The organism is Albidovulum sp., from assembly GCF_041919395.1.
In the GTDB taxonomy this organism is placed as follows: Bacteria; Pseudomonadota; Alphaproteobacteria; order Rhodobacterales; family Rhodobacteraceae; genus Albidovulum.
The window spans coordinates 1-6,657 of record NZ_JAYRTX010000134.1 but is presented as its reverse complement, the minus strand read 5'-3'; the positions used below and the strand labels follow the sequence as shown (position 1 = coordinate 6,657).

Below are 6,657 nucleotides of genomic sequence, written 5' to 3'. Positions count from 1 at the left end.
TCGGCAGGCTCACGAGGTCATGGAGATAGGCCGCGCAGAGAAGGATGCGCGACGGCGCCATCCCCTCGCCGTGGGCAATCGTGCGCGCGTGCATCCAGACACGGTCGGAATGTGCGAGGTCATGCGCCGAATCCCCGCCCGCCGTCTCCTGCGCCAGCGCCTCGCGCAGCGCCATGCGGAGGGCGGCGATGCTCATCCGATCCGCCCCCCGCCGTCGCCGACCTGTCCGCGATGGAGCAGCAGGTGATCGAGGATTACGCAGGCCATCATCGCCTCTCCGACCGGCACGGCCCGGATGCCGACGCAGGGATCGTGGCGGCCCTTGGTGACGACCTCGGCCTCCTCGCCGGCGAGCGTGATCGACTTGCGGGGTGTGAGGATCGATGACGTGGGCTTCACGGCGAAACGCACGACCACATCCTGCCCGGTGGAGATGCCGCCAAGGACGCCACCCGCGTGGTTCGAGGAGAACCGGGGCCGGCCGTCATTCCCCATGAATATCTCGTCGGCATTCTCGACGCCGGTCAGCTCGGCCGCCGCCATACCCGCGCCGATTTCCACCCCCTTCACGGCGTTGATCGACATCATCGCCGCGGCAAGATCGCTGTCGAGCTTGCCGTAGATCGGCGCGCCAAGACCGGCGGGCACGCCCGAGGCCACGACCTCCACCACCGCGCCGACCGAATTGCCGGATTTGCGCAGCTCGTCCAGATGCTCGGCCCAGATCGCCGCAGCGGCCGCATCGGGGCACCAGAAGGGGTTGCGCTCCACCTCCTCCGGGTCGAAGCGGTCGCGGTCGGCCCTGAGCCGGCCCATCTGCACCATGTAGCCGGTGATCTTCACGCCCGGTGCCAGAGCCTTCAGCGCCTCGCGCGCGACCGAGCCGGCCGCGACCCGCGCCGCCGTCTCGCGCGCCGAGGAGCGGCCACCGCCGCGCGGGTCGCGGATGCCATATTTCAGCCAGTAGGTGAGGTCGGCGTGCCCGGGGCGGAAGGTGCGCGCGATATCGCCGTAGTCCTTCGACCGCTGGTCCGTATTCTCGATCATAAGCTGGATCGGCGTGCCCGTCGTCCGCCCCTCGTACACGCCCGAGAGGATCCGTACCTCGTCGGGTTCGCGGCGCTGCGTCGTGAAGCGGTTCTGCCCGGGTTTCCTGCGATCGAGCCAATGCTGGATCATCGCCGGCGCCAGCACGATTCCGGGCGGGCAGCCGTCCACGGTCGCGCCGAGCGCCGGCCCGTGGCTTTCGCCCCAGGTCGTCACGCGGAAAAGATGGCCGAAGGTATTGAGGCTCATGGGCACGCTCCCTTGCCCCAAGCGCCATATCGAAGCCGGCGCCGCCGCTCAAGCGTTCCCTCGCCCGCCTCGGTCGCCTCGGGCGAAATTCCTCGCGCTAGGCCCCCACCCGTTCCGGGGGCAAGCCGCGGCGCCCGTCATCCGGTTTCCCCTTGCAACCCGCCCCACCACCGCTATCCTCGGCGCCACCTCGGGGTGTCCCGGACAAAGGTCCGGGACTGAGATGCGAAAGCGAACCCGTCGAACCTGAACCGGTTAGCACCGGCGGAGGGAAGGTCAGGCCGCGAGCGCCCCCATCTCCGCCCGTCCGACCATTGGAGGAAGCGAGATGAGAACAACCCAGGTCTCGACCCTGATTGTCGCGGGATCTCTTGCCGCCGCACCCGCGGCCGCTGCCCCCGTGCTCACGGTCTATACCTATGACAGTTTCGTCGCCGAATGGGGCCCCGGCCCGGCTGTGGAACTGGCGTTCGAAGCGGACTGTGGCTGCGACCTGCAGTTCGTGGCGACCGGCGACGGTGCGGCGCTTCTGGCGCGGCTCCTCCTCGAAGGCGCAGCGACGGACGCCGACGTCGTGCTTGGCCTCGACACGAGCCTGACCGCCCGCGCCGCCGCGTCGGACCTCTTCGCGCCGCGCCCGGCCACCGCCGCCAGCTTCGCCCTGCCGCTCGAATGGACCGACCCGACCTTCCTCCCCTACGACTGGGGCTGGTTCGCCTTTGTCTACGACAAGACCTTGGTCGACACTGTTCCGGCCGATTTCGAAGCACTTGCGGCGTCCGACCTGAAGATCGTGATCGAGGATCCCCGCTCCTCCACCCCCGGGCTCGGCCTTCTCCTTTGGGTCAAACGCGCCTACGGCGACCGGGCGGCGGAGATCTGGCAGGGGCTTGCCGACAACATCGTCACCGTGACGCCGGGATGGTCCGAAGCCTATGGCCTCTTCCTTGAGGGCGAGGCGGATATGGTGCTTTCATACACCACCTCCCCCGCCTACCACCTCATCGCGGAGGGCGATGACACCAAGGCGGCGGCGCCCTTTGCCGAGGGACACTACCTGCAGGTCGAAGTCGCAGCAAAACTGAAGTCCACCCGGAACAGCGAACTGGCCGACCGATTCCTGAACTTCATGACCACCGAGGCCTTCCAGTCCGTCATTCCCGGGACCAACTGGATGTATCCCGCGGTGACTCCGGCCGACGGCCTCCCCAAGGGGTTCGAGACGCTGATCCAGCCCGAAAAGACCCTGCTTTTCCCGCCCGAGGAGGCCGTGTCCGTCCGTGACCCGGCGCTGGCCGAATGGCAGACGGCGCTCAGCCGCTAGGCACCTGGCTCCGGCTTGCCGCCGGGGGCGCGGCCGCGCTGGTGGCCGCGCTCACGGTCGTGCCGCTGGGCGCCGTGCTGGCGCGCGCCGGCGGTGTCGTCATGCTCGGACCTGCCGATTGGGCGGCGGTGCGCTTCACCCTCCTCCAGTCCACACTCTCCGCCGCGATCAGCCTGGCGCTCGCCATCCCGGTCGCCCGCGCCCTCGCGCGGCGGCAGTTCCCCGGCCGCGGCCTTCTCATCACGCTCCTTGGAGCACCCTTCATCCTGCCCGTCGTTGTGGCGGTGATGGGCATTCTCGCCATCTTCGGCCGCGGCGGGCTGTTCAACGATGGCGTCGCCGCACTCGGCTACGGACGCATCTCGATCTACGGACTGGGGGGGGTCGTCCTTGCCCATGTCTTCTTCAACCTGCCGCTCGCCGTCCGTCTCCTGCTGCAAGGCTGGCTCGCGATTCCGGCGGAACGGTTCCGGCTTGCCGCCGCGCTCGGCTTCGGTCCGGCGGAGGTCGCACGGCATCTGGAACGGCCGATGCTGAAGGCCCTCGCACCCGGGATCTTCGCCACCGTTTTCCTGCTCTGCCTGACGAGTTTCGCAACGGCGCTCATCCTCGGCGGTGGTCCTCGGGCAACGACGGTGGAGCTTGCGATCTACCAGGCATTCCGCTTCGACTTCGACCTCGCGCGTGCGGCGGCGCTTGCCAGCCTGCAGCTTGCTCTCTGCGCCGTCACTGCGCTTGCGGCCGCACGCTTCGCCGTGCCCGCGGCTTTCGGAACCGGCCTTGACCGTCCCTTCGCGCGCTGGGACGCTCAGGGAAGCGCGCGACGGTGGCTCGACGCCGGCCTGATCGGCATCCCTGCGCTCTTCCTTCTGGCACCGCTGGCTGCCGTCGTCCTCTCCGGCATGCCCGGCCTCGTCTCTCTCCCCGCCCCGGTATGGAAGGCGGCCGGCCGCTCCGCCCTCGTCGCGGCTACGTCCACCGGGCTGACACTTGCGCTGGCGCTGCCGATGGCGCTTGCCGTCGCGCGGTCGGGGCGGGCGCGAACCTTGGAGGCGGCGGGCATGTTGCCGCTCGCCACCTCGGCGCTTGTCACCGGGACGGGTCTGTTCCTGATCCTGAGGCCGTTGGCGAGCCCGGCGGCGCTTGCGCTTCCGGTCACGGTGGCGGTCAATGCCGTCATGGCACTTCCCTTCGCCCTTCGCAGCCTCACACCGCCCGCCCGCGACCTCGAGGCGGGTTACGGTCGGCTGGCGCAAAGCCTCGGGTTGACGGGCCTCGCGCGCCTCAGGCTTCTGACCCTGCCGCGCCTGCGCCGACCCCTGGGCTTCGCGGCCGGACTGACAGCGGCCCTGTCGATGGGCGACCTCGGCGTCATCGCGCTTTTCGCGGATTCCGACCGGGCAACGCTTCCCCTGGAGCTTTACCGGCTGATGGGAGCATACCGGATGGAGGACGCCGCCGGCGCGGCGGTTCTTCTCCTCGCCCTCAGTCTCGCGGCGTTCTGGCTTCTGGACCGGGGGGGTCGCGCCGATGCTGGAACTTGACCGGCTGGTCATCACTCAGGACGACTTCCGCCTTGCGGCGGACTTCAGCATCCCGAAGGCCGCGCGGGTCGCCGTCATCGGGCCGTCTGGCGCAGGGAAATCCACGCTGCTTTCGGTGATCTCGGGCTTCTTTCGGCCGGAATCGGGTCGAATCCGCTGGGACGGGCAAGACATCACCGACACCGCGCCGGGCCTCCGGCCGCTCTCCATCCTGTTTCAGGACCAGAACCTTTTCCCGCATCTGACGGTCAGCCAGAACGTCGGGCTCGGGCTCCGCCCCGACCTGCGCCTGACCGCTGCGGACCGGGCGCGGGTGGACGAGGCGCTGGCCCGCACCGGGCTTGACGGGCTCGGCGATCGGCGGCCGGGCACGCTCTCGGGCGGCCAGCAAAGCCGGGTGGCGCTGGCGCGGGTCCTGCTGCGGGCCCGGCCGTTGATGCTTCTCGACGAGCCGTTCGCGGCCCTGGGACCGGCGCTGAAGGATGAGATGCTGGAGCTGGTGGCGGACATTGCCGGGGAAACCGGCGCGACCGTCCTCATGGTCAGCCACGACCCCGCCGATGCGCTCCGCTTTGCCGGCTTGACGGTCCTGGTGGCGGACGGTGTCGCCCATGCCCCGCGGCCTACGGCGGCGCTCATGGCCGATCCGCCGGAGGAGCTCGCCGCCTATCTCGGGCGTCCCGGGTGACCTTGCAGGCGCGTTAACCTTTCCTTCACCATGCGACGGGAAGCTGCAGGCATGAGCCAGACCCGCGCCTTTCACGAAGCCCCGCTGCTATTTCCTGCCGACGAGGTGCCGGAAGCGGTGCTGCCAGGTGGCCGCCTGCCCTCCTACATCCGCGACCACCGGCAGCGGCTCCGGTCCCGATTCATGGACGGCGGTGCTGCAGCGGTGCCAGACTACGAGCTTCTGGAACTCGTCCTTTTCCGCGCCATCCCGCGGCAGGACGTGAAGCCGCTCGCCCGTCTTCTCCTCGACACTTTCGGCGACTTCAACCGCGTCGTCTCGGCGCCGGCCGAGCGGCTTCGCGCCGTGAAGGGCGCGGGCGAGGCGGTGGTGCAGGAATTGAAGATCGTCGAGGCCGCCGCGCACCGCCTTGCGCGCGCAAAGGTGCTGCATCGTCCGGTGCTGTCCTCGTGGACGACGCTTCTCGACTACTGCCGCACCGCCATGGCACATCGCGAGACGGAGCAGTTCCGCGTCCTCTACCTCGACCGGAAGAACGTTCTCATCGCCGACGAGGAACAGGCGAAGGGCACCGTGGATCATGTCCCTGTCTATCCGCGCGAGGTGGTCAAGCGGGCGCTGGAACTCAACGCGAGCGCACTGATCCTCGTGCACAACCATCCTTCGGGCGATCCGACACCGTCGGAGGCCGACATCCTCGTGACGGGTCAGATCCGCGACGCCGCCGACGTCATGGGGATCGTGCTGCACGATCACCTGATCATCGGCAAGTCGCGCGAACTGAGCTTCCGGTCGGACGGCTACCTCTGACCACGGGCACCTGCCGGGTCAGTCTCCGGCAGTCACCATTGCAACGGCAGGAACCGCTACGGGGGCAAGGCCGAGCATGAGCGAATCGCCGACGGCGTCGCAGGCTGGCATGGCGAAGCTGACCGTCTCGACCGCAGTTGCGGCGCCCGGCACCATGCGGAGCGCCTGGCCGGCCAGGAGCCGTCCGCATGTCGTCTCGGTCACCGCGGCCTCGAGCATCACTTCGTTGACGGAAGTGCCGGCCGGAGCAGTATAGACTTCGGCCATGAGCGGATGGTCCACCTCGGGGTCGCCGAGAACCGTGAGGAAGCCGCCCTCGGCGGTGGTCCGGTCGCGCGGTGCCGCTGCCGAGACATGGCCCGGCATGTCGAAGCCGGCGCCATTCTCGAAGGCATGAAGGCGGAGCCCCTCGATGCCCTGCCACTGCACGCCGATGCGGGCAAGCGCGTCGAGCCCGCCGATGGCCTGCGTCGCTGCTACCGTATCGCCCGAAGCGAAGCGGACATCGACCCTGGCCGTGGCCGAGAGCGCGGGTAGCATCATCGTGAGATCGCCGGCCGGATCGGTCGCCATGGCGACGACGAGCCCGGCATGCGTCACCGTCACCCGTTCGTTCGCGAAGCAGGGGGCGGCGAGCGTCAACTTCACCATGCCGCGCGCCGAGGGTTCGAGCGCGAGCATCGGATCCGCACAGGCGATGCCGAAGACGCTGTAGTTCGCATCCGCGGCTGTGTCGGTCTTCGTGTAGCCCGCATCCAGCGCGCCGATCCGGCCCGCAAGCCGCAGATCCGCGACCAGCGCCACAGGCTCCGCCCTTGGCAGATCGGGAAGGCCCGAGGCCGTGACGGGCGACGCGGGGGCAGCGGCTGGCTCCTGAGCCGCCGGGACAGCGGCGGCGACCACGATCTCCGCGGCGGCAGGTGCAGTCGGCGGTTCCGACGCGACGGGGGCCTGCGCCTCGGTCACGGCCGGTACGGGAACACTGCTCGGCTCCG

General features: G+C 69.5%; 6 protein-coding genes, 1 pseudogene and 1 riboswitch. Of the genes and pseudogenes, 4 read left to right on the top strand and 3 right to left on the bottom strand.

What is annotated here, in order from left to right:
* Nucleotides 1-196: pseudogene (locus ACMUOO_RS16040) on the bottom strand (hydrolase); the annotation flags it as partial.
* A complete protein-coding gene (gene aroC / locus ACMUOO_RS16035; protein ID WP_301919701.1) occupies nt 193-1,296 on the bottom strand; it encodes a chorismate synthase in 1,104 nt (367 codons plus the stop codon). The gene aroC and the pseudogene ACMUOO_RS16040, both read right to left, overlap by 4 nt.
* A 181-nt stretch (nt 1,297-1,477) precedes the next feature.
* Nucleotides 1,478-1,586: riboswitch (TPP riboswitch) on the top strand.
* A 38-nt stretch (nt 1,587-1,624) separates the two neighbouring features.
* Between aroC and thiB the strand changes: the two genes are divergently transcribed.
* The 4 genes from thiB to radC are packed head-to-tail and all read left to right on the top strand — an operon-like array spanning nt 1,625 to nt 5,662.
* Nucleotides 1,625-2,620, top strand: a complete 996-nt coding sequence (gene thiB, locus ACMUOO_RS16030) for a thiamine ABC transporter substrate binding subunit (RefSeq protein ID WP_301919702.1) — start codon at nt 1,625-1,627, stop codon at nt 2,618-2,620.
* Nucleotides 2,596-4,164 carry a thiamine/thiamine pyrophosphate ABC transporter permease ThiP gene (locus tag ACMUOO_RS16025; protein ID WP_301919703.1) on the top strand — a complete coding sequence of 523 codons (1,569 nt, stop codon included), beginning with the start codon at nt 2,596-2,598 and terminating at the stop codon, nt 4,162-4,164. The genes thiB and ACMUOO_RS16025 overlap by 25 nt, the downstream gene beginning before the upstream one ends.
* Entirely contained in the window at nt 4,151-4,852 is a 702-nt protein-coding gene (locus ACMUOO_RS16020; protein WP_301919704.1) for an ATP-binding cassette domain-containing protein, read from the top strand. Before ACMUOO_RS16025 ends, ACMUOO_RS16020 begins: the two co-directional genes overlap by 14 nt.
* Nucleotides 4,853-4,903: 51 nt before the next feature.
* Entirely contained in the window at nt 4,904-5,662 is a 759-nt protein-coding gene (gene radC, locus ACMUOO_RS16015; RefSeq protein ID WP_301919705.1) for a RadC family protein, read from the top strand.
* 18 nt (nt 5,663-5,680) lie between these two features.
* Here radC and ACMUOO_RS16010 read toward each other — a convergent pair.
* Nucleotides 5,681-6,657: hypothetical protein (locus ACMUOO_RS16010; RefSeq protein WP_413855717.1), on the bottom strand; the 977-nt coding region annotated here is incomplete at its 5' end.